This window comes from Acinetobacter sp. 3657, assembly GCF_031456775.1.
GTDB lineage: Bacteria > Pseudomonadota > Gammaproteobacteria > Pseudomonadales > Moraxellaceae > Acinetobacter.
Map to the genome: position 1 here is coordinate 249,440 of NZ_JAVDVH010000003.1, position 19,678 is coordinate 269,117.

Annotated in this window: 16 protein-coding genes; 6 read left to right on the forward strand and 10 right to left on the reverse strand. The window is 39.7% G+C overall.

Annotated elements, in window-relative coordinates; genetic code table 11:
- Positions 1-18: 18 nt before the first annotated feature.
- From J2Y37_RS05695 to blaOXA, 3 genes are all read right to left on the reverse strand, one after another.
- Positions 19-1,770 carry a P-loop NTPase fold protein gene (locus tag J2Y37_RS05695; protein ID WP_349032175.1) on the reverse strand — a complete coding sequence of 584 codons (1,752 nt, stop codon included), beginning with the start codon at positions 1,768-1,770 and terminating at the stop codon, positions 19-21.
- A gap of 54 nt (positions 1,771-1,824) precedes the next feature.
- Positions 1,825-3,546: a GGDEF domain-containing protein gene (locus J2Y37_RS05700; RefSeq protein ID WP_349032176.1), complete on the reverse strand. Its 1,722-nt coding sequence runs from the start codon at positions 3,544-3,546 to the stop codon at positions 1,825-1,827.
- 328 nt (positions 3,547-3,874) lie between these two features.
- Entirely contained in the window at positions 3,875-4,714 is an 840-nt protein-coding gene (gene blaOXA, locus J2Y37_RS05705) for a class D beta-lactamase (protein ID WP_349032177.1), read from the reverse strand.
- A 658-nt stretch (positions 4,715-5,372) separates the two neighbouring features.
- Between blaOXA and omp33-36 the strand changes: the two genes are divergently transcribed.
- A complete protein-coding gene (gene omp33-36, locus J2Y37_RS05710; RefSeq protein WP_349032178.1) occupies positions 5,373-6,299 on the forward strand; it encodes a porin Omp33-36 in 927 nt (308 codons plus the stop codon).
- Between the two features lie 123 nt (positions 6,300-6,422).
- On the opposite strand, the gene J2Y37_RS05715 is transcribed toward omp33-36, so the two are convergent.
- Positions 6,423-7,073: a response regulator transcription factor gene (locus tag J2Y37_RS05715; RefSeq protein WP_005194029.1), complete on the reverse strand. Its 651-nt coding sequence runs from the start codon at positions 7,071-7,073 to the stop codon at positions 6,423-6,425.
- 349 nt (positions 7,074-7,422) lie between these two features.
- Between J2Y37_RS05715 and msuE the strand changes: the two genes are divergently transcribed.
- Both msuE and sfnG read left to right on the forward strand, forming a co-directional pair.
- Positions 7,423-8,163, forward strand: coding sequence for an FMN reductase (gene msuE / locus J2Y37_RS05720; RefSeq protein ID WP_349032179.1), 741 nt, complete (start codon positions 7,423-7,425; stop codon positions 8,161-8,163).
- A 27-nt stretch (positions 8,164-8,190) separates the two neighbouring features.
- Positions 8,191-9,294, forward strand: coding sequence for a dimethylsulfone monooxygenase SfnG (gene sfnG, locus J2Y37_RS05725; protein ID WP_349032180.1), 1,104 nt, complete (start codon positions 8,191-8,193; stop codon positions 9,292-9,294).
- An 88-nt stretch (positions 9,295-9,382) separates the two neighbouring features.
- Here the strand turns inward: sfnG and acs are convergent, their stop codons facing one another.
- Complete coding sequence (gene acs / locus J2Y37_RS05730; protein WP_349032181.1) at positions 9,383-11,341, reverse strand: acetate--CoA ligase; 1,959 nt, start codon at positions 11,339-11,341, stop codon at positions 9,383-9,385.
- A 450-nt stretch (positions 11,342-11,791) separates the two neighbouring features.
- On the opposite strand from acs, the gene J2Y37_RS05735 reads away from it, so the two are divergent.
- Positions 11,792-12,781 carry a mechanosensitive ion channel family protein gene (locus tag J2Y37_RS05735; RefSeq protein ID WP_004673405.1) on the forward strand — a complete coding sequence of 330 codons (990 nt, stop codon included), beginning with the start codon at positions 11,792-11,794 and terminating at the stop codon, positions 12,779-12,781.
- Here J2Y37_RS05735 and J2Y37_RS05740 read toward each other — a convergent pair.
- Both J2Y37_RS05740 and J2Y37_RS05745 read right to left on the reverse strand, forming a co-directional pair.
- Positions 12,761-13,471, reverse strand: a complete 711-nt coding sequence (locus J2Y37_RS05740; RefSeq protein WP_005194035.1) for a 16S rRNA (uracil(1498)-N(3))-methyltransferase — start codon at positions 13,469-13,471, stop codon at positions 12,761-12,763. The genes J2Y37_RS05735 and J2Y37_RS05740 overlap by 21 nt on opposite strands.
- Positions 13,468-14,787, reverse strand: a complete 1,320-nt coding sequence (locus tag J2Y37_RS05745; protein ID WP_349032182.1) for a 3-deoxy-D-manno-octulosonic acid transferase — start codon at positions 14,785-14,787, stop codon at positions 13,468-13,470. The genes J2Y37_RS05740 and J2Y37_RS05745 overlap by 4 nt, the downstream gene beginning before the upstream one ends.
- 279 nt (positions 14,788-15,066) lie before the next feature.
- On the opposite strand from J2Y37_RS05745, the gene J2Y37_RS05750 reads away from it, so the two are divergent.
- The gene (locus J2Y37_RS05750; RefSeq protein WP_349032183.1) at positions 15,067-15,606 is read left to right on the forward strand and encodes a GNAT family N-acetyltransferase; all 540 of its coding nucleotides are present in this window, start codon (positions 15,067-15,069) and stop codon (positions 15,604-15,606) included.
- Between the two features lie 151 nt (positions 15,607-15,757).
- On the opposite strand, the gene J2Y37_RS05755 is transcribed toward J2Y37_RS05750, so the two are convergent.
- The 3 genes from J2Y37_RS05755 to prfB all read right to left on the reverse strand — a co-directional run bounded on the left by J2Y37_RS05755 (position 15,758) and on the right by prfB (position 18,462).
- Complete coding sequence (locus J2Y37_RS05755) at positions 15,758-16,822, reverse strand: alkene reductase (RefSeq protein ID WP_349032184.1); 1,065 nt, start codon at positions 16,820-16,822, stop codon at positions 15,758-15,760.
- Positions 16,823-16,879: 57 nt separating this feature from the next.
- Positions 16,880-17,182 carry a helix-turn-helix transcriptional regulator gene (locus J2Y37_RS05760; protein WP_034595781.1) on the reverse strand — a complete coding sequence of 101 codons (303 nt, stop codon included), beginning with the start codon at positions 17,180-17,182 and terminating at the stop codon, positions 16,880-16,882.
- A 184-nt stretch (positions 17,183-17,366) separates the two neighbouring features.
- Positions 17,367-18,462, reverse strand: a protein-coding gene (gene prfB / locus J2Y37_RS05765; protein ID WP_349032185.1) for a peptide chain release factor 2 whose coding sequence is annotated in 2 segments (ribosomal slippage) — positions 17,367-18,389 and positions 18,391-18,462 — 1,095 coding nt in all. Because the reading frame shifts where the segments join, the coding sequence is not laid out codon by codon here.
- 411 nt (positions 18,463-18,873) lie between these two features.
- Here prfB and J2Y37_RS05770 point away from each other — a divergent pair.
- Positions 18,874-19,656 carry a putative porin gene (locus J2Y37_RS05770; protein WP_005194042.1) on the forward strand — a complete coding sequence of 261 codons (783 nt, stop codon included), beginning with the start codon at positions 18,874-18,876 and terminating at the stop codon, positions 19,654-19,656.
- Positions 19,657-19,678 lie beyond the last annotated feature (22 nt).

The window sequence follows — 19,678 nt, forward strand, 5'->3', positions numbered from 1 at the left end:
GCTCGAATGAGCCCTTTTTTAATCATCTAACCGTGAAATCAAATAATCCATGTATCTTTTATGGAAAGCTGATTCTTGTCCTTTGGCTTCATAAACTTCAGCAATCATTTTTCTAATTTTTGAATTTAGTTCCGATTTCATAGATTGCTTAATCATTTTCTCAACAACTTGACTACTATTTATACGCTGAAAACGGTCATCATGTGGTATTTGTGCAAATAACACTTGCTCCCATTCACTCTTTGTCGCATTTTCCAAAGCTTGAACGTGCTCTGAGCTATAACTTTGGGTATCAATATATTGGTGGATTACATCAATTAATTTAGGTAAACCCTTAAATTCATTTTGTTTTTTATAAATTAATATAAAATCTTTGAATACATGTTTTACATTACCAAACATATCCATTTTATCAAAAGCATTCCTATTTTCTTCTAATTTTAATTCTATCCATTCCTTTATTTTCCGTTCAAGTAACGTTACTTTTTGGGCTTCTCCCAATTGTTCTAAAATGTCCAAGGCAAAGCTTAAATTATGTAATCCCTCTAATCCTATGACTTGCTCTGAAGCAATAAATAATTTCTCTGAGAAACTCTCATCTATAGATAGTCCCCAAAAATTATCAAATAACTTATTAAAATTAGCCTTTTTCTGATTATTTTCATCTGAAATCAGATCAGACTGAGCAAGCTTTTTTAACTCAGAAAAATCGACTCTATCTCTTTGTTCAAACCATTTTTTAAATTCGATTAACCACTCATCCTCACGATTGAATGAATAAGATACCTTTTGCAAACTTTCATAAGTTTGTTTTTTCCTATCCGACCAATTCTCTCGTTTCTGTTCTATATAATATTGGCAATCATCCCATCTATATTCTAACTGTTGGAAATCATGAATTAAGTAACCTTGTAAAATTCTTATTAAGATAATCTCTTTAGTTGAATAAGCAACTTCATCAGGTAATTCACTCAAAAAGTATTGGAATAATTTAATCACTTTTTGGAAAAATCTGAAATTATGAATCTCCAATTTGTCGGCAAACTCGATCATCAAATTAACAAGTTGATCATGAATGTTTTTAGCATTTTCCCGAATCAAGGGCTCAACAGAGTTGATGATAATTGTTTCATCAATTAACTTTTCTTTATAGTCCGCATACTTTTTCTTATTGTTACCCTCAGCTTTATCTTCATCTAAAATCAAAATAACCTGACAATTTCTTTCTAATTTTAAGTGGTTTGCTAAACCCATGACATCGTTAATATTCAGTTTATCAGACATCCGCTCAAAATCATCAAAGCAAATAATTGCATCTCTGACTTGCAAGAAAAGTAAAGACTCTAAGATTCTTGCGGAAGCACTAACACCATACTGAGATACTTTCATATCCCTAAATTGAGCAACTATATTTTTAAAAAGTTGGAAAAATTCAAATCTATTACTATCTGATCTTGCATGAGGATTAAGGCTTAACTTTGTACAAATCGTATTTTTTAAATCACTTAAATTTTCTATTCCAAAAAGAGAAATATAAGAATATTTGCGACAAGCAAAAATACTTTCACAACCAACTCTACTTGCTTCGTAATAAAAACTTTCCTTATCTTCTTTTTCTTTCTGCGTAACATCCTTTAGAAACTTATTCCAAAAAAATGTCTTACCAACGCCCCAAGGTCCAGTAATAGCAATCGCTGTTCCCACTTTCTCATTTTTTATATTGTGTTCTAGACATTCTTTTAATCTTTTTTCTTGTTCTTGAATATTCATTTTTGGCAACAACTTATTTATAGAAATTTTATAATAATTAAATATTTGAACTAATCAACCCTCCACTACATTCTTGCCTTTGGCTTTGGCTTTTAACAACGATTGATCTGCTTTTTCTAACAGCTTTAACCAACTCTCTGCACCAATAGCCACCCCGATACTGACAGAAACCTGAATTGACTTGCCAAGACTTGTAACAGCGATACTTTGCGTAGCGATCCCTAAGCGAATATTTTCCGCAATCGCTTTCGCTGCCTCCATTTGAATACTCTCGATCACGACCAAGAACTCATCACCGCCATAACGCACGATAAGATCAGAAGCACGCACATGTTGCTTGAGTTGATTAGCAACCATTGAGATCACCTCATCGCCAACCAGATGCCCGTATTGATCATTTACATACTTAAAATGATCAATATCGATTGCAAACACACATGTCTGAGATAGCGCATTCGGCTTAGCAGTCAAATCATTAATATATTCTTCTAATGCCAATCGATTTGATACACCCGTAAGCGTGTCGGTATTTGCAATTTGCTTGAGTTGCGACTCCATCAAATCACGCTGTTTAAGCATTACTTTTAATTTATTAATCGCTTCAAACAAGGTATAAAACTCATGTTTTGATTTCTGACGAGAAGGTGGTTCATGCATCGTATCCGATAAACCCAAAATCATCTCTCGTGCTTTAATCAAAGGACTAAACACCTTTCTCTTGGTATAGATCATCGTAAAAAAAGCAATCAACAGTGATAAGCTTGAAATCGCTAGAGTAAAAAAATACTGTTGTTTGGCCTTTTTATTCTGTTGCGTTGCGATATGGACACTGTAATCTAAAATATACTTTTGTAGATCCATGACCGTGGTGTATTTATCAACAATTTGTTCTGTCAGTTGCGTCCCTGTTAAAAAATACGCTTGATTATTTTGACTTTCATCTAACAATCTACGGATGATAGGTAATCCTTGCTCTAAGAACTCCGTTCTTACACGTAGGTGTAATCGGATGTAATCAGAAGTTTTCATATATTGCGGTTGAATTATATCGACCAAGGACCACAGATATTTAGCCTGATGCTCTGTTTGCAAAGTCCTAGCACGGTTTATATCAGAAATTTTTTCAGAAAAAGTAATCGGTGCCATAACATTAGACGCAACTCGTCCTGCCTGATCACGCATATCCGTTAGAATCAAAATAGAAATAAAATAATTCGACATCTTACTGTCTTTACTTTTCGACTGCGCCATCAACTCATTGAGAAGCTCACGGCTGTTATCCCAAACACTGAACATGGTTAAAATGGCATGATCAAGTTGCTGCGATGTGCGTTGAGACTGTGGTATTTCCGCATAAGCATCGACGATTTTACGCGCCTGCTCTAATTTTAATTTCAAATCAGTTTGGAGCTGTGCTGCGACTGATTTGAAACCCGCTTGATTTAAAGTCGATACTGTTTCATTAATCTGCTGATCAACGACCAATCTAAACTCAGCCAATTCCTGTTTATTTTTTTCTATTTCCTCTAATGTACTCGACATAACCTTATTTGCAGGTCCGCGCTCTCTAGAAATCTTATTTGCAGTTTGGACTAATGCACGTAAGCTGGTGATTTCAGTCAAAACCTGATTTGTTTTATTATATTCTTGAAAACTATTCAGAATTAAAGGAATAGAAATATATAGAATTGATAAGATAATGATCGCCATACAGACAAAAAGTCGAAGGCTGATTTGTTCTGAACGTAATTTAACACGTCTTAAGTTACGCCCCATAAACCCACCTTGTCTTTCTCAAAAAGCCATCCAGATTAATTTTTAAACAATCAATAATTTTACCTGTGTTCTCTCAACCACAGCAACTTTTCAATTTCCTCAATATCATTGATCAATTCACCTAGCAGTAAGACTATTGGATAAATAGATTCTAAAGATAAAAATTATCAATTTTACAAATTAAGATCATCCGCACATAATTTAATCAAGCCAAGCAATACCAGAATATGTACTTTTAACCCTCTAGGATGTTTTCTCCCCCAAGTATAAACATCCTATTTCCAAGCCCAACTTTTTCGTTAAAGTTGGGCTTTTTTTAAGAAAATATTTATTGCTTCTGTAACAATTTCAATTGTTGTAATGCTTGATAAACAATCGCTTTACGCGCGTCACCGTGCTCAGGCTTATTTATTTCCAGATTTAAAGAAAATGCAATCACCTGTCCATTCGGTTGTTCAATCCAGCCTGTCCACCAACCTACTTGCGGCGTTACATCCATACCCCAACCACTTTTGGCATAAATCTTAGTTCCATGAACTTCATCAACGGAGACCATCTGTTTCACTTGTTCTTGCACAGATTGGTCAAATGCAAGCTGCTTATTTGCCAGAGCATAAGCAAATTTCACTTCGTCAACGGGGGTAATCTTAAGCGGGCCAACCAACCAAAAATCATCGACTTGCGTTCCGATCTCAGTATTGCCAAAGCCAACGCGTTTTACTTCGTTCGCCATCAACTCTAACCCGATACGCCGAGCCAATTCCTGATAAACAGGCACTGCTGATGCCTGCATCGCCTCGGCTAAAGTTAAATCTTTTTCCCAGCTCGCAAAAGCACGCTTTTTGCCATCCCATTTAAACACTTCGTTGGGCGAACTTTTGTGATGCTGTATCCCAATCAGAGCATTTAACATCTTGAAGGTTGAGGCTGGAATATAAGCCGTATTCGATCGACTCAACGCATTGCCATATGCTTGAAGTGTTTGCCCATCATATGTAACAAATACGCCGACAGTTTGAGCATGTTGGAATAAAGAAGCGATCTCGGTTTGATCGTGTTTTTTTGACACGGCGCTTTGAGTTGGGGCGTGCAAATTTTGGCAACCTAGTAACGTCAGTCCAATCATTACAGATGTGCAAAGGCTAAGATGTTTTAGTATTTTTGGCATAAGAAAAGCAGAAGTCGAGTATAGATTTGATTACTATAAACCTTTTGTATTATTCGCTCTGTATTGTTATCTCATCTATAATAGGAAATGAACAGACAAAAAAAAGCTCAACCTTGGGGAAAGCTGAGCTAGTAAACTACAAATACACAAAGAAAATGTTCCGAGATCGTAAAATGCAAATTACCTATCTCTTGTTTCACATTATGTGAACTATACCTCACAATGTAAAACCGATTAAACAAATTACATTTAAAAATTTAATCGAAAAATTAGATTTAATCTTTAAATCATTTCTTTCTCAGTTTTTAAATTGATCATGATTTCTACAAAAATTGCTCGCTATTTTTTGTATATTTCATCGCAAAATTATTAAAAAAATATGTTTAAACCACACTTTTAATGGCAAAATTATGACACAAGCCAGCACAAGTTGAATGTAAAAAACGATTGAAGCAATCGAATTAACCAATCAAACAAATCTCATACAGCACTTAAAAATGATCTTTCTCCCTAGCATTAAACAATTATATCTATTTGTTAATTATAACTTTTATTGAGCGTTGACAACAAACTTTGCTTTTGTTTGTTTTTTAAACAAAATGTGGTCAGTGTTTCACCCTTCGTCGGAGGCTTGGATTTATGACATTGACATCATACTTTGTTACAATACAATGACCCCAACTTAACTCAATCACTGTTAAAGCTGGAAATTATTATGAAAAAACTCGGTTTAGCCACTGCTTTATTATTAGCCATGACCGGTGCTAACGCTTATCAAGTTGAAGTTCAAGGTCAATCTGAATTTCTAGATACTAAGCAAAATGACAAAGACTTTACTGGTGCTGGACAAGTAAGTTACTTCTTCAAAAATGTAGACACTTCTAAAGGTCCTTTAGCTGAAGCTGCGTTCTTAAACCATGCATCTAACGTTTCTGTTGCTTATAGCTTTGCGAAAGAAAGCGGTGATGAAATCGTAACTACAAAGAACGAATCTCTTGGTGCTAAAGGTGAAGCTTACATCCCTACACCTTACCTACCAGTTTATACAAGTGCTGCATATAGCCACTCTAAAACTAAAATCGATGGCAAAAAAGACAATGGCGATCGTTATGCATTAGAAGTGGGTGCAATGCTTTCACCTAATTTCTTAGTTGCTGTAGGTTATACTAGCATTGCTGACCAATTCGCTTTGGATGCAAACAGCGTACTTTCACGTGGTATTGCTAAATCAGTAGCTGAAGCACAAACTATTGGTCAAGACCAAGATGCAATCACTGCACGTACTAAATATGTAGGTAACATCGACGGTACTAACATGGCTGTAGGCTTTGAAGCTGGTCTTGTGTATGGTGATGACACTGCTTTCGAATTAAAAACTGACCTTTACCTAACGCCGAAGTTAAGCGTTGGTGCTTCTTACGCAGAATCTAGCTTTAACAAAGTTCGTGATTCAGCTTGGGGTACAAACGTAAACTACTTCATCACTCCAGCGGTTGCTGTTGGTGCAAGCTACGTTAATGCAAATGCAGTAAATGCTGACTTAGATACGCAAACTGTTGGCGTAAACGCGAAGTTCCGTTTCTAAGATTGAATCTATGCTCTATATAGAGCAGACGATACATCGTAAAAAACCAGTTCATTTGAACTGGTTTTTTATTTTTAAAGATCAAAGAGAAATAAAGTATCTCCCCTTTATCTTTATATTGAATTACATCTTTTTGTCTTCAATATTTAATGCACCAATGGCTAATACGGCTTGAGTACGGTTTTGTACCCCTAATTTACGAAAAATTGCAGTCACATGCGCTTTAATGGTGGCTTCTGAAACCTCTAACTCATAGGCGATTTGCTTGTTCAACAACCCCTCAGCAACCATCATAAGCACACGAAATTGTTGCGGTGTTAGTGATTGCAGACGTTCTGCCAAAGCGGTCTCATCGGCGGCTCTTGGATCAAAACCCGCATGTTTCGGTAAACTTGGCGGTAACCAGATTTCCCCTTCTAACACATGTTTAATTGCTTCACCAATATGGCTTGGATGTGATGACTTCGGAATATAGCCCATAGCACCATGTGCGATGGCACGCTGAATAATTGAAGCCTCTTCATGCGCTGATACCACAATGATCGGAATGGCAGGATATTGCGCCCGCACATAAACCAGAGCCGAGAAACCCGAAGCACCAGGTAGATTTAAATCCAGTAACACTAAATCTGGTTCTGCACCCTGTTCTAACCGCTTATAGAATTCGTTTACATCAGCCGTTTCTTGGATCTGCGCTTGTGGCAAACTGTAACGAACCGCTTGAATTAAAGCATGTCTAAAGAGAGGGTGATCATCTACAATTAAAATATTCATAAGCGCTATAAGCAATCTGCTGTTTTAGTACGTCACTGTACGGTGTTTATTAAAATTAACCTATCTAAGCCTATTTTTAAATAAACCATTGGTCAAGCACTCTGACATCTTTTATTTCCTTTTCCAGTAAAATAAATCAGATATTCGTATAAATCAGATCAAGTCAAATTTAACATTCAAAATTTTGAATAGAAACATAGAATTAAACCGCATTAAATTTCCAATTTTGCACGATTGGGCGATATATCTTTAAATCAGATAAGCTTGCAGTATTTGCTTATTTTACTGTGGTGCAGCGATATAGATAAATAAAAGCCATTGCTAATGAACTTTTATTTAGGCTATCACTATGTCCAATCGTAATACTGTTTCTACTCCCCTCAATATCGTTGCTGTTTCTGGGGGGTTAAATAGCCCATCAAAGACAGAGAGCTTAGTCCAAGCTATTCTAGATGAGCTTGCAGAAGCCATTCATATCAAAGTACATTTTGTGAAACTCAGTGAAATTGGGCCGTTATTAGGTGGTGCAATTTATCGAAATCAATTACCCCAACGAGTACAAGATGACTTGGCTGCGGTAGAAGCAGCCGACGCCTTGATTGTTGGCACACCTGTTTATCGTGCTTCGTTCACAGGATTATTCAAACACTTCTTCGATTTTGTCGAACAAACAGCATTGGTCGATGTTCCTGTTTTATTGGCTGCATCAGGTGGCAGCGACCGTCATGCATTGGTACTAGAGCATCAATTGCGCCCGTTGTTTAGCTTCTTCCAAGCGCAAACCTTACCCATCGGGGTCTATGCAACTGATCGTGATTTCACACCAGAATATACCGTCAAAAGTGAACAATTATCTGATCGCGTGACCTTAGCCGTTGCACGCGCTTTACCGATTCTAGAATGGGCGCCAGCCAAAGGACAACGCGCTGCGGTGATCAAAGCCAAAACCGAACAGGCCAATCAAAACCTAGGGATTAACAAACAGATTGAACAAGCAGAGGTTTTACCATCTGCGGCCGTTCCAGACTTAGATGCAGCCGAATCTCGCTTGCACCCCAAACCAGCAAAGAATTTAACCCACGTCGCATAAAATCAAAAATGTCTAGAGGGTAGAAAAATGACAACAACTTCAGCAATTAAATTCGCTTATTGGGTCCCTAATGTCAGTGGTGGACTTGTGGTGAGCAATATCGAACAACGTACCGATTGGAGCTATGACTATAATATCCGTCTAGCACAAGCTGCAGAGAAAAGTGGCTTTGAATACGCGCTGACCCAAATCCGTTTCACCGCAGGCTACGGTGCAGAAAATCAACATGAATCAGTCAGCTTTAGTCATGCGCTATTAGCCAAGACCGAAAAACTTAAAGTGATTGCTGCTATCTTACCCGGCCCTTGGAAGCCTGTACTTGCTGCGAAACAACTAGCGACTATTGACTATCTCACCCAAGGTCGTGTTGCGATTAATGTCGTCAGTGGATGGTTTCGTGGCGAGTTCGATGCAATAGGCGAGCCGTGGCCTGAACATGATGAACGTTATGTCCGCTCTGAGGAATTTATTCGTACACTCAAAGGCATTTGGAGCACGGACGATTACAGCTTTGAAGGGAAATATTATCAATTCAAAAACTACACCCTAAAACCAAAACCTTTGCAGAAACCCTCTATTGAAGTGTTCCAAGGAGGGAGTTCACGTGCTGCGCGAGATATGGCCGCACGCGTCTCAGACTGGTATTTTACCAATGGCAATAGCATTGAAGAAATCAAAAAACAGGTCGATGACGTTCATCACAAAGCCAAGCTTGCCCATCGACAAGTGAAGATCGGAGTGAATGCATTTATCATTGCCCGCGATACAGAGCAAGAAGCACATGCTGTGCTGAATGAAATCATCGCTAAGGCAAATGTAGCGGCAGTCAATGCCTTTGGAGACGCAACCCGTGAAGCAGGTGCTGCTGCACCAGAAGCTGAAGGCAATTGGGCAAAATCAACTTTCGATGATTTAGTGCAATATAACGATGGCTTTAAAACCAATTTAATCGGCACACCGCAACAAATCGCTGAACGCATTGTGGCGTTAAAACAGGTAGGCGTGGATCTTATTCTTTCAGGTTTCCTGCATTTTATTGAAGAAGTTGAATATTTTGGAGAGAAAGTACTGCCTTTGGTGCGACAGTTGGAACAAGAACAACGAAATCAACTAACCGCTAAATCGGCTTAAACTTAAATGGTATTTTGAATAAGAAGAAAAATAAAAGGTTGTGGCGCAAAAAACTACCCCCAAGACTCGGCTTGGGGGCTTTTTCTATTTATCCTTCAACACTGCTTGCTGTTGGATACACTGTTGCAATTAAGGCATCAACTACCGCTGGTTCAGCAAGGGTTGAAGTATCGCCCAAGCTATCCAGTTCATTCGCTGCAATCTTTCTCAAGATACGGCGCATGATTTTACCTGATCGTGTTTTTGGTAAAGCTGGTGCCCAATGCAAAGCATCTGGCGTTGCCACTGGACCAAGGACTTTACGTACCCAATTGACCAACTCTTTACGTAGCTCTTCAGACTCAGAAACATCCGCTTGTAAGGTCACAAAGGTACAAATGCCTTGTCCTTTAATGTCATGTGGCATACCAACCACAGCCGCTTCAGCAACTGCTTCATGGGCCACCAGTGCACTTTCAATTTCAGCAGTCCCTAGACGATGTCCAGAGACATTGAGTACGTCATCGACACGGCCTGTGATCCAGTAATAGCCATCTGCATCACGACGTGCGCCATCACCTGTGAAATAGCTATTTTTGAAGGTCGAGAAATACGCTTCAATAAAGCGTTCAGGATCACCCCAAATGGTGCGCATTTGACCTGGCCAAGAATCTTTAATGACAAGGTTACCTTCATTGGCACCTTCAAGTTCATTGCCTTCACCATCCACCAAAGCAGGCTGAACCCCAAACATTGGTCGAGTTGCTGAACCTGGTTTCAATGCAGTGGCACCTGGTAATGGTGAAATCAAAATACCGCCTGTTTCTGTTTGCCACCATGTATCCACAATCGGGCAACGGCCTTCACCGACCACTTCGTTGTACCAATTCCATGCTTCTGGATTAATGGGTTCACCCACTGAGCCTAATAAACGAAGGCTACTACGATCACTTTCACGAACATAAGCATCACCCTCACGCATCATGGCGCGAATCGCGGTTGGTGCGGTATAAAGAATGGTGACATTATGCTTATCAATCACATGGCCGATACGTGCCCATGTAGGGTATTGTGGAATGCCTTCAAACATGACCGTTGTCGTGCCATTACACAACGGTCCATACAGTAAATAACTATGCCCTGTAATCCAACCCACATCGGCCGTACACCAGTACACATCATCTTCTTTAAGATCAAATACTTCTCTAAACGTGGTATTTACATACACCAGATAACCACCAGTAGTATGTAATACGCCCTTCGGCTTACCTGTAGAGCCAGAGGTATACAGAATAAATAGTGGATCTTCCGCTTTCATTGACTCAGGTGGGCAGTGTTCATTCACTTCCATGATTTCGAGGTGATACCACAAATCACGTGCTTCATTGAACTGAATCGGATTGCCCGTACGATGCACCACAATCACATGTTCAACACTATCGGTACCTTCAATTTCTAAAGCAGCATCCACGTTTTCTTTTAACGGAATAATCTTGCCACCACGCATCCCAGCATCGGCAGTAATCACTAATTTCGCTTGGCTATCATCAATACGGCTGGCCAAAGAGTCCGGTGAGAAGCCACCAAAGACCACACAATGTACAGCCCCGATACGCGCACATGCCAACATGGCAATCGCCGCTTCAGGCACCATTGGCATATATAAAACGACGCGGTCACCTTTAACTATCCCATGTTTCTTGAGAACATTGGCAAAACGACAAACTTCATCGTGCAATTCAGCGAATGAAATGATTTTATGACGTGATGGATGATCACCTTCCCATATAATGGCAGGCTTTAATGGATTGTCTTTTAAATGACGATCCAGACAGTTAGCAGAGACATTCAGCTCCCCATCAGCAAACCATTCAATTTTAAAATGATCTGGGTCAAAACTGGTATTTTTGACTTGGGTAAATGGTTTCATCCAATCAATATTTTGTGCTTCTTCTGCCCAAAATGCATCAGGCTGTTCAATAGAATATTGATAGCGATTGAAATAGTCTGTTTCCGAAATTCTTGCCGTTTCTTTAAATTTTTCAGGCACTGGGTAGATTTCTTTCATAACTTATTACTTCCTTGGTCTTTTATCTCATACCCTAGATGTACACATCTATTTCTTGGGTATGCTTGTGCTTTCTTGCAGTATGGCGAGCATATACACGAGTAAACAATGCGGCTTTGGTCGTAGGAGTATTGTTCTTATACACCCAATCTAGTTTGAAAATTTATTTAAAATAATTTAAATATGAACGACTTGTCGATGGTTTTTATTCTCAAAATTGATCGTTATTTTGATCATTGACCCACGCTTAAGCGCGCGAATCATCATAAATACCGACCATGATGATCGTCTATTCAGCAACATTTTTTCCAACAATAATCATAAACGATTACGATGGTTTCGTTATAAAATAAACCGATAAAGCTGTTAGTAAATTTTTCATCCATGTTGGTCATACATTCATCATGATGGCTTTCTTGATCAACCTCCAAACGAAATAGAGACGTCCCCTTGGCAAACGAACAAATTAACTTGACGAGTGTCGCTAAAGATACAGGTACACTGATCCAACAAGCAGGCACAAAAACCTCAGAAACCGTATTGGCGCATACTGAAAAATACCATGAGGCATATAGTGCTATTGATAAAATGGTGCTGGTTTTTTGGGAACGCGTTCCTTATATCTGCTTGGCCATTTTTGTCTTTGTTTTGTTTTGGCTACTGACTAAATTTTTTAAATTCTTTATCAACAAAACCCTCAGTAATCGCTCTTACACGCGGCAAAACTTAGTCCTTGTGCTACATCGTGTCGGCAGTACTTTTATCTTATTTTTCGGCTTCCTGATCGCACTTGTGATCGCGATTCCGGGCTTTACTCCAGGTCAATTGATTGGCGCACTAGGGATTGGCTCGGTTGCGATTGGTTTTGCTTTCAAAGATATTTTCCAGAACTTACTATCTGGCATACTGATCTTATTAGGAGAACCGTTCCGCATCGGTGATGCCATTATTGTCAATGGGATGGAAGGCACCGTTGAAGATATTCAAATTCGAGCCACTTTTTTACGCTCTTATGATGGTCGTCGGATCGTGATCCCTAACGCGACGGTGTATACCAGTGCAATCACCGTAAATACAGCTTATCAGCAACGACGCTGTGAATTTGTTGTGGGGATTGGCTATGATGATGATGAACAAAAAGCCAAGCAAATCGTGTTGGATATTCTTAACAATGAACGCAGCGTCCTGAGTCAACCAAAGTTTTCGGTCAATGTGACTGCACTGGCAGACTTCTCAGTCAACCTTACTGTTCGTTGGTGGATTGATACCACAGAAACCGATATTCTGTCCTCTTCAAGTATGATACAAGCACAGGTTAAACAAGCATTTAGTGCCCAAGGAATTAATATTCCTTATCCGATCCAAGAGTTTAAGGTTCAGTCAAACCAAGTCGCTCAACTTCCAACAAACATGAAGCCTTCAGACAATCAAACGACCTAAAATATAAGAAATAGCGGTTTCTGTACGTAAAATACGGTTGCTCAAGCGCATCGCTTGGCAACCATTTTTTTTGAGCAGCTCAATCTCATACGGTATAAAGCCACCTTCTGGTCCAACGATCACAGTACATGCCTGTTGAATGGCATGCGGCATCGACTGGTCTGCATAAGGATGCGCTACATAGGCAGGTTTTTCGGCGCTAATCAAACTTGGCAGCACATCCTCTACAAAAGGTTTAAAGCGTTTATACATCTGAATTTCAGGCTCAACCGTATCGCCTGCCTGCTCTAGCCCCAAAGTGACATAGTCATTGAGTTGTTGCAAAAATGGGCTTTGCCAATAACTCTTATCCACCCGATAACTATGAATCAAGCTGATCCGCTCTACACCCAGTGTGACCGCATCCATGATGATGCGACGTAATACTTTCGGTCGTGGTAACGCAAGAATCAAATGCACAGGAAGTTTTTCAGGCACTGCCTCCATCTGAATCGGTTTCAACACAATCCGTTGCTCTGAAATATTCAAAACTTCAGTGAGATAACGCTGACCATGGCGAATGCCAACTTTTAGATGATCGCCAACATTCGGTTGAACATACTGTTTTAAATGTTGCAATTGACGTGGATTTTCAATCAACCATTGCTCTGCGCAAGCAGTTTGAGAGGGTTCAAGTAAAACGATGTTCATGATGCATCTGTTGCTTTCAAATAGTGATCGAGCAGTTGAATATGCTGTTGCAACGAACCTTGATTGCGTTGCAATACCACTTGAGCCTGTTCGATGAGTTGCTGACGTTGCTTTGAATCATCCAAACAGCCGAGAAGCTGCGCTGTCACCTGTTCAGCATTTTCCCCGACCAAAATTCCTCGTGCTATAACGAATTCATCGACAATGCTTTGGAAATTAAAATACCGAGGGCCTATGACAGTGGGCACATTCAACACCATCGGCTCTAGAATATTGTGCCCGCCACCGGGTTCATTCAGTGAACCACCAACAAAACTCGCCTGACTCATGGCATACCACAACCACATTTCACCCATACTATCGGCTAGAAAAACTTGGGTATTAGCCTCGATACGCTGTCCTAAACTGCGACGCTGCGTATTTAAATTTAGATTTTGGCAAACTTTATAGACTTCATCAAAACGCTCAGGATGACGTGGCACAACGATACAGAGTAAATTTGGGTTTGAATTTAAATCTGGTTGAAGCTGCTTCAGTAGGCTCTCTTCTTCAGGCGCATGAGTACTGGCTAAAGTGATAATTTGCCGACCTGCCAATTGCCAATCTTGTTTTAATTGTTCGGCTTGCTCAATAAAATCAGTTGGTGCGGTAATATCGAATTTGATATTTCCCACCACTTGACTCTTGGTTTGATCTAAACCTAAATCAACATAACGCGCTAAGGTGGCGGAATCTTGAGACAACATCCATGTCAGTTGCTGCAACATCGGCTGGGTTAAGCGACGGACTTTAGCATAGCCTTTGGCTGATTTTTCTGACAGTCGAGCATTGAGCAAAATACAAGCAATCTGGTGCTGCTGTGCGGCTGCAATTAAATTTGGCCAGATTTCTGTTTCGACTAGCGCTAAAATTTTCGGTTGATACAGGGCAAAAAATTGCTTGAGCAACGATTTTTGGTCAACAGGCAAATAGACGGCTTGAAATAAATCCAGATAAGGTGCTTTTAGAAACAGGGACTTTGCGCGGGCTTGACCTGTCTTGGTGGTATTGGTCACTAGAACAGGATGACCTAATTTTAAATAATGTTCGATTAACGGCTGCGCTGCATTGGTTTCACCCACCGAGACTACATGAAACCACATTGCATGCAGATTTTTAGGCGGTTGAAAGGGACCAAAACGCTCAATACATTCTTGTTGAAATAGCGCATCACTTTCAGCACGTTGTTTTATTTTCCAACGATATAACGGCTTGAGACAAGCCAATAAAAAGTTATACCAAAATGGGGTTTGCTGTGCTGATTTTGCCTGCGCCATTCGAGACCATGATTCACAATTTGATTTCAGCTCATTATGCGGAAATTTATGAAGTTTTAACAGTTGAACTTTTTTGATGCGTATAGTGAGCAAATGTAGATTTTTTCTCTGCTCTTCAAATTATCTTTTAAATTAAGCTGTTTAATACATTAGCAAATTATTCATTTATGGCTCATTGATTTGTAAAATCTTGAACCTTGGATTTACAAATCAATCCGTTTGGTATTTCATCAAATCACGATGGATCTAAACGAATTTACCATAGGTTAAGAGTATAAAATGAGTCAAAACTTACATGAATTAGTGGTTCGTCTTACTGTCGAAGAAGACTGGAAAACCCTGAAAGCTGTTCGCCTAGAGTCTCTCCTAGATAGCCCCGATGTTTTCTCTGCCACTTATGCCACTGCTGAAAAATATAGCGAGTCGCAATGGCGTGATCGTGCGTCACACAAAACACAATACCAATATATTTTAGCAATTGAAGGAACTCGGGCTGTTGGTATTATTGGTGGAACACAAAACTCTGCACTTGAATTTAATGTAGTTGCGATGTGGGTCAAATCTGAGTTTCGTGGCTGTGGTATTGCAGACCTTCTGATTTCTGCCATTAAAGAGTTAGCAATTTCTAAAGGACATTATAGGATTGTATTGAGCGTGTCCCCACATAATTTGCGAGCAGTAAGTTTTTACTCTAAACACTGTTTCGTATTTATACCCGAGTGGGAATCTTTAGCGCTTAGTACAGGGGAAAAAAATCAAAAAATGGAATGTTTTCTCTCTCCACTGTCAAATGCCAAACGAGTTGATATAAATAACTAATACTTGCATTTATAATGCAGTTCAATTCTATTTATCTCAATCAATATCATCAGAATTTTTGCATTGATATCTTGGAATTCCACCGCACAACGAGAAAAATAAAAAGACTCATGCCATTTTAATCAATGACACGAGTAATCTTTAAAGCAACTTAAGCTTCTAACTTTTCAAATGCAGGATAGTCGGTATAACCCTCTGCATCAGCAGCATATAACGTTTGAAAATTCACCTGATTCAAGGGTAGATTATGCTCTAAGCGGTCTAATAAATCAGGATTTGCAATATAAGCCAACCCAAATGAGACTGCATCTGCTTGCCCTGTAGCCAAAATACGTTTCGCCGATGCAGGCGTTAATTTTTCATTGGCAATCCAAACACCGTTAAACTTTAAACGCAAAGCGGGCATTAAACTGTCTTCAGCTTCATATTCACGAGTGAAAATAAAGGCAACATTACGTTGATCCAGTTGCTCAACCACATAACCGAACGTTGCTAACGGATTTTCATCCGTCATATCATGTGAATCACCGCGCGGCGCAAGATGTATGCCGACTCGGCCAGCACCCCATACTTCGATAAAAGCATCCACCACCTGCAACAATAAACGTGCGCGGTTTTCAATTGAACCACCGTATTCATCATCACGTTGATTGGTACCACTTTGCAAGAATTGGTCGATCAAATAGCCGTTAGCCGCATGTAGTTCAACCCCATCAAAGCCAGCTGCTTTGGCAAGTTCGGCGGCATTTTTATATTGTGCAACAATCTCTTGAATTTCTTCATGAGATAAAGCACGAGGCGTCACAAATGGACGTTTAGGACGAAATAAACTCACTTCACCCGCAGGTTGAATCGCACTTGGCGCAACTGGGATATCGCCATCCAATAAATCTGGATGTGAAATACGCCCAACATGCCAGAGCTGAACCACAATTTTTGAACCCTGCGCATGCACAGCATCTACAATTTTATGCCAAGCCTGAGCTTGCGCTTGCGACCATAAGCCTGGTGTGTTGGCATAACCTGCTGCTTTAGGGCTAATTACTGTTGCTTCAGTAATGATTAAGCCTGCATTGGCACGTTGTTGGTAATACTCCACCATTAAATCGTTTGGAATACGCTCCGCACCACTACGTGCTCTTGTTAATGGTGCTAATACCAAACGGTTTTTAATCGTAAAGTCACCTACTCGTAATGCAGAATTTAGTTCAGCCATGATCGCCTCAACTTCACTTTTATCAACGTATTAAAGGTTGACCTTCTAAATACGTTTTTAGAGTGTTTGTTTCAAATGTTCGATGTATTGCTGAATCAAAGCTTCATTACGCGTGAAATATGACCACTGTCCATATTTTTCAACCTGTATCAAACCTGCCTGCTGTAATACAGACAAATGATTCGACATCGTCGATTGCGCAACTTTGCCTAAACGTTCGATGTGCCCTGCACATACGCCACGTTCAAAACTACCACCACATTGTTCAACGGGTAAAAATCGCTCAGGCTCTTTCAACCATTGCAAAATTTGTCGTCGTAATGGATTGGCTAGAGCCTTGCTTATAACATCAATATCCATAGACTCACCACGTTTCTCAACAAGCGAAGCTTCGTTCAGCACCTAGAATCAGTATATCGAAATTTTCAAATATTAATATCTATTTTTTTCGATATTAATATCATATTTTTCCGATTAACTTTTTGTGCTAAACGAACTTGCCGTTTAAATTAATTTTCCAAAGTCTCTTTGTTAGGAAAGAGATTTATAGACCCTGCTTTAAACTTGCTTCGATAAATCTATCTAGATCACCATCGAGAACCGCTTTGGTGTTTGAGTTTTCCACACCTGTACGCAAGTCTTTAATGCGTGAATCATCTAACACATAAGAACGAATTTGACTGCCCCAACCAATATCTGACTTTGAATCTTCTAAGGCTTGCGCAGCTTCATTACGTTTACTCATCTCTAATTCATAGAGTTTGGCACGTAACTGTTTCCAAGCATGGTCGCGGTTCGCATGTTGTGAACGCTGGTTCTGACAAGCAACTACGATCCCTGTTGGCGCATGCGTTAAACGCACCGCAGAATCCGTTTTGTTAATATGCTGACCACCTGCACCCGAAGCACGATAAGTATCCGTGCGGACATCGGATGGATTGATATCAATTTCAATATTGTCATCGATCTCAGGAGAGATAAACACAGCAGAGAAAGATGTATGACGGTTATTGTTACTATCAAATGGTGATTTACGTACTAAACGATGAACACCCGTTTCTGTCCGTAGCCAACCATAGGCAAACTCACCATCAACACGGATGGTTGCAGATTTAATCCCTGCCACATCACCGTCAGACACTTCCATCAATTCAGCTTTAAAACCGTGACGCTCGATCCAACGCAGATACATACGTAACAGCATCGATGCCCAATCTTGCGCTTCAGTACCGCCAGAGCCTGACTGAATTTCGAGGAAGCATGGATTTGGATCCATTGGATGACTAAACATTCGACGGAATTCAAGATTGGCCAATGCTGTTTCAGCACTGTCTAATTCACTTTGCACATCAAGCAATAAGCTTTCATCATCCGCCTCAACAGCGAGGTCAAGCATGGCTTTGGCATCATCAAGCTGTTCCGCCAAACGGTCAAACACCCCAAGCGTATTTTCTAAACTGCCCTTTTCTTTAGCGATGGCTTGCGCGCGGCTTTGATCATTCCAAATCTCAGGGTCTTCTAACTCTCTTAAAACTTCTTCTAAACGCTCAGCCTTTAGATCGTAGTCAAAGATACCCCCGTAGTGTTTGGCTACGATCAGATAAATCTTTCAATTGGTTTAAATACGGATTAATTTCCACGCGTCTCGTCTCACAATGTTTTTTCACTCAATCGATCATTTTAACATAAGTGTTTTACACTACACAGCCTCTGTGATTCGAACAGATTTCCTTATTGCTGATTTCAAAATAATCCTTTTTTCCTTATTGATTTTATTATTCTTAAACGACACATTTAGCGACAATAGTGTTTATGAATTACACGAAAAATACTAAAACACACAATCTACCCTAAGTTTTAATAAATCAAAACATTAATATTTATCAATTAAAATCAATATATTAAACAAACTAAATTACACTTCACTTACATTCGTACCATTTGTTTACCGACTTAGGATTGACGCATCGTTTTTTTAGCCTAGACTGGAAGTTGTAACAAAACATGTAATCGAAATTTCATTTGGTTCATTATCTCAAAGGGGCATAACCATGAAAAAATTAGCAATTGCATCAGCACTTTTATCTGCACTTGCAGTAACAGGGACTGCTCATGCTTATCAAGCTGAAGTTGGCGCATCGGTAGGTTATATCGACCCTGATAAAGGTAGTTCAGGCAGTGACTTCGCGATTAACGGTAAATATTACTTCAATCCTGTACAAACCCGTAATGCACCACTTGCCGAAGCAGCATTTTTAGATCGAGCAAGTAATGTAAGTGCTGAAGCGTCTTGGAAAGATAAAGGCGCGACTGACGACAATACTTACGGTGTTGGTGTCGAATACTTTGTTCCTAACTCTGATTTTTATCTTAGCGGTGATGTAAGCCGTAATACGTTAAAGCTGGATCATGCACGAGATATCAAGACCACTTATTACAGTGCTGAAGTCGGTTATCTACCAGCACCAGGTTTGTTGCTTGCAGTCGGTGCGAAAGGCTATGACAACAAATTTGATGATGGTGTTGATCCAACCATTCGTGCTAAATACGTAACTCAAGTGGGTGGAAATGACATCAACTTAGAGGCAGGCGCAGCATTCGGTGATTTGGATGAGTTTAATCTCGCAGCTGACTACTATATTGATAAAACACTCAGTGTCGGTGCTGATTACTACGACAATGACCTATCAAAGCAACGTGAATTTGGCGTAAATGCACGTAAATTCTTTAATCAACAAATGAGTTTAGAAGGACGTGTTGGTTTCGGTAAAGACAGAACTGTTGCCAAAAATGACTACAATACATTTGGTGTTGCAGCAAAATACCGCTTCTAATCTAACCAAAGATATAAAAAAT

Bases quoted from the DNA above. Each gene is read 5' to 3' on its own strand.
- J2Y37_RS05760 (WP_034595781.1), bottom strand. From the start codon at position 17,182: ATGGATATTGATGTTATAAGCAAGGCTCTAGCCAATCCATTACGACGA.
- msuE (WP_349032179.1), top strand. From the start codon at position 7,423: ATGTCCAATCGTAATACTGTTTCTACTCCCCTCAATATCGTTGCTGTT.
- J2Y37_RS05715 (WP_005194029.1), bottom strand. From the start codon at position 7,073: ATGAATATTTTAATTGTAGATGATCACCCTCTCTTTAGACATGCTTTA.
- J2Y37_RS05755 (WP_349032184.1), bottom strand. From the start codon at position 16,822: ATGGCTGAACTAAATTCTGCATTACGAGTAGGTGACTTTACGATTAAA.
- J2Y37_RS05695 (WP_349032175.1), bottom strand. From the start codon at position 1,770: ATGAATATTCAAGAACAAGAAAAAAGATTAAAAGAATGTCTAGAACAC.
- J2Y37_RS05745 (WP_349032182.1), bottom strand. From the start codon at position 14,787: ATGGCGCAGGCAAAATCAGCACAGCAAACCCCATTTTGGTATAACTTT.
- blaOXA (WP_349032177.1), bottom strand. From the start codon at position 4,714: ATGCCAAAAATACTAAAACATCTTAGCCTTTGCACATCTGTAATGATT.
- sfnG (WP_349032180.1), top strand. From the start codon at position 8,191: ATGACAACAACTTCAGCAATTAAATTCGCTTATTGGGTCCCTAATGTC.
- J2Y37_RS05740 (WP_005194035.1), bottom strand. From the start codon at position 13,471: ATGAACATCGTTTTACTTGAACCCTCTCAAACTGCTTGCGCAGAGCAA.
- J2Y37_RS05750 (WP_349032183.1), top strand. From the start codon at position 15,067: ATGAGTCAAAACTTACATGAATTAGTGGTTCGTCTTACTGTCGAAGAA.
- acs (WP_349032181.1), bottom strand. From the start codon at position 11,341: ATGAAAGAAATCTACCCAGTGCCTGAAAAATTTAAAGAAACGGCAAGA.
- J2Y37_RS05700 (WP_349032176.1), bottom strand. From the start codon at position 3,546: ATGGGGCGTAACTTAAGACGTGTTAAATTACGTTCAGAACAAATCAGC.
- J2Y37_RS05770 (WP_005194042.1), top strand. From the start codon at position 18,874: ATGAAAAAATTAGCAATTGCATCAGCACTTTTATCTGCACTTGCAGTA.